Genomic DNA, 3,630 nt, shown 5'->3' on the forward strand with positions numbered 1-3,630 from the left:
CCTACCGTTTGTGGCGCATATGTCACTGCACACCAGGTAGTTCCGGGTACTAGCGATCCGATGTGGAATTCAATGGTTTGGATTAACCAGAACACTGACAATTCAACAGTCATCACATCCTGGTGGGACTTCGGTTACCTCTTTGAGATTGCTGCCGACAGACAGGTAACATTCGATGGGGGTTCACAGTCTGGTGACCGGGCATTCTGGCTGGGTCAGGCCATGACTACAAGTAATCTGGAGCTTTCTGCAGGTATTTTCAGAATGCTGGATTCAACCGGAACATTAGCACAGACCGCCTTGATTAACTATACCAACAGCAGCGGTCAGGCAACTGACATACTGATTGATATTCTTCCGAGAACAGCGGATGATGCTCAAAAGACATTGACAAGCAAGTATCACTTGACTTCCGATCAGGCCAGGGAAGTAGTCAATTACACCCACCCTGACAAAGTTCGTCCGGTAATATTTGTAGCATCTTCAGATATGCTTACAAAAGCCGGTTGGTGGACATACTTCGGTGCATGGGACTTCGATAACCAGACATCCGAAAACTACAACTACTACATGCCTAACCAGCAGGTCGAGCTGAAACCTGGAAGCACTGCTAAAGTCCAGCTGATTAACGACGGCAGTATGACAATCGATGCTGTTCTTTCAAGAGGAACAGGAAACAATACTACAACAGGTTATACCGATGCATACTTCAACCAAAACGGTGAACACATTGAGATTAACAACACTACATACAACCCATTGAACATTTCAAACATCATCGTCATCGAAGACGGTTATGTCATGAAAAACGAGTCAGTAGGTAGCGTAAAAGATGCTAACTTCACTCTGTTCCTGATGGGTAACGATAACCAGTACACTACAATCGTCATGAGTAATGAGTTATCCAATTCAATGTTTACTCAATTGTTCCTCTTAGGTGGAGCAAATCAGGACATCTTCCAGAACGTCCACATGGAAAGCGGTGTAATGCTGTTTAATGTAAACTTTGACAACACTGTCGCCGGTGGCGGTTCAGGAAGTTCAAACAATAACACAACAAACACTTAGATTAGGTTTTCCTAATCTAAAAAACTTTTTTTATTTTTTTTAAATGGTGATATAAAGTGGGTATTGAAGAGAAAATTAAAGATATTGAAGAGGAAATTCAAAAGACACCTTATAACAAGGCAACTTCACATCACATAGGTAAACTCAAGGCAAAATTGTCAAAATTGAAAGAGGAATCTCTGCAAAGAAGCAGCGGAGGATCCAAAGGCCAGGGTTTTCATGTCAAAAAGTCCGGTGATGCGACTGTCGTTCTTGTAGGATTTCCGTCTGTTGGAAAATCCACCCTTTTAAATGAGATAACCAACGCTGAAAGTAAGGTCGGCGCCTATCAGTTTACTACTTTGGATATTGTTCCTGGTGTCATGGAGCATAAGAATGCTAAAATACAGGTGTTCGATATTCCTGGAATCATTACCGGAGCAAGCAGCGGTAAAGGTAGAGGTAAGGAGATTTTATCTGTTGCAAGAACTGCCGATTTGATTTTGGTTGTCCTCGATACTTTAAACCCACAACACATTAAGGTAATTCTCAATGAATTGAGAGCCATTGGAATCAGGCCTAACGAACAGCCTCCTGACGTTACAGTCAAACGTAAAAAGTTGGGCGGTGTAAACGTTTCATCAACCTGTCCTCTGACACACCTTGATGAAAAGACAATAAGGTCCATCCTGAACGAGTACGGATATATTAATGCGGACGTTCTTTTCAGGGATGATGTGACAATGGATCAGTTTATTGATGTTCTCGACAGAAATAAATCATACGTTCCGATGCTGATTCTATTAAATAAGGTGGATCTTGTAGATGACGCATACATTGAAGAGCTTAAAAAATACATTCCGGAATTCATTCCGATTTCTGCAGATAAGAAAACCAATATCGAAGAATTGAAAGACTTGATATTCGACAATCTTGATTTGGTTCGTGTATACCTAAAACCACAGGGAAGAAAAGCGGACATGGAAGATCCGCTGGTAATCAAGAAAGGTTCAACTGTTATTGATGCCTGCAGAAAACTGCACAGGGAATTCGTGAAAAATTTCCGCCATGCAAAAATCTGGGGAACCTCAGTTAAGTTTCCGGGTCAGAAGGTCGGTCCGGACCACGTACTTGAAGATGAAGATGTTTTAAGAGTTATTTTGAAAAAATAATTCTTACTTTTTTGATTTTTATGAGCGAAGCTATTTTTATAACAGGCACTCCATGCACCGGAAAAACCACAGTCAGCGAAAGGCTAGCCTCTAAACTAGGCTGCAGGCTGATTAAGATTAATGATTTGGCAATTGAAAACGATTTCGTTTTGGGAATTGATGATGAGAAAGGCTATAAGGTCATTGACATTCCCAAATTGAATGAGAAGGTGGCTGAGATAATTAGTGATAGTGATGAGCTTCTTATTTTTGAAGGACATCTGGCCCATTTGTGTGACGGTGCCGATAAGGTGATTGTTTTAAGGGTAAGACCTGAGATTCTGCGCTCAAGACTTGAAGGGCGTAACTATTCAGAGTCTAAAATCCGTGAAAACCTTGAAGCCGAAGCTATGGGGGTCTGCACAGTCGAAGCCTATGATATCTATGGTGAAGAAATCTCAGAAATCGATGTAAGCGACTTGACAGTTGATGGGATTGTAGATGGGCTTTCAGGCATAATTTCCGGTGAGAAAACATATCCTGTCGGTGAAGTTGACTTCATGGACTGGCTGATTTCAAATTCATAATTATTTTTTCACAACAATTTTTTATTATGAAAGCAATTTTCCTAAATAATAACAATTTTTATTATTTAGGTCAATAATTGATTTATATTTCTCTTTTTTTATATTTCACACTTGTGCTTTTGTGTATTCCAAAAATATTTATATATGTTGGAGTTCAATATTAAAATAATTGTTCTAGCTAGTTCAAGCACTAAAAAAGTTGCAACATTAAATCTTTTAAGTGCTTTAAATTGTAATCATGTGATACTATGGTGCGAATTACATTAGATATTGATGAAAAGCTACTTGAAGATTTGAAAAAACAAGCTTTAAATTATAAATCTAGTTATTCAGATTTGTGTTGTAAATTCATTAAGCAAGGACTTGATAATATGTCAACAGTAACTATTAGTGATGAAGTGATGGAAAAAGTTAATATAAAATGTAGACGTTCTAATAAAACTCCATTTGAAGTCATTAATGAAGTTTTATGGGATGCATTGGGCAAAATGGAAGAAATTCCGGATGATATCGATGGAGACAAAATCTGGAATTTGCTTGAACATGACAAACCTGAAGGTGATGATATTTTAGATAGGATCACTAACATGTTCGATTAAAAATTTAAAACACTCCCTGAGGATAAAATGATTTTTTTAGATTATTCATATATTAAAGGTTTGATTCTAAAATGATGATTATAACCAAAAATCAGGGGTTTTGAAAGGATTGGTTAATAATTCTTTCTTTTTTAGATTTTTGTGAAAAACTATTTTTGTTTGTGTCGTGGCATTATGGTTAAAATATGTTTAGATATTGATGATGAGGTACTTGCAGAGTTAAAAAAACGAATTTCTAAAAATGAA

The 3,630-nt window shown here is 37.9% G+C and carries 3 protein-coding genes and 1 pseudogene; all 4 read left to right on the plus strand.

The features are described from left to right. Positions 1-1,068 (plus strand): annotated as a pseudogene (locus ACKI2P_RS11760) (peptide transporter); the annotation flags it as partial. Positions 1,069-1,124: 56 nt separating this feature from the next. Beyond that, entirely contained in the window at positions 1,125-2,219 is a 1,095-nt protein-coding gene (locus ACKI2P_RS11765) for an OBG GTPase family GTP-binding protein (protein WP_407377782.1), read from the plus strand. A 20-nt stretch (positions 2,220-2,239) separates the two neighbouring features. Further along, positions 2,240-2,785 carry an adenylate kinase family protein gene (locus ACKI2P_RS11770; RefSeq protein WP_407377783.1) on the plus strand — a complete coding sequence of 182 codons (546 nt, stop codon included), beginning with the start codon at positions 2,240-2,242 and terminating at the stop codon, positions 2,783-2,785. A 248-nt stretch (positions 2,786-3,033) separates the two neighbouring features. Then, the gene (locus ACKI2P_RS11775; RefSeq protein ID WP_407377785.1) at positions 3,034-3,384 is read left to right on the plus strand and encodes a hypothetical protein; all 351 of its coding nucleotides are present in this window, start codon (positions 3,034-3,036) and stop codon (positions 3,382-3,384) included. Positions 3,385-3,630: the final 246 nt, after the last annotated feature.

This window comes from Methanobrevibacter sp. (genome assembly GCF_045541095.1).
Taxonomy (GTDB): Archaea; Methanobacteriota; Methanobacteria; order Methanobacteriales; family Methanobacteriaceae; genus Methanocatella.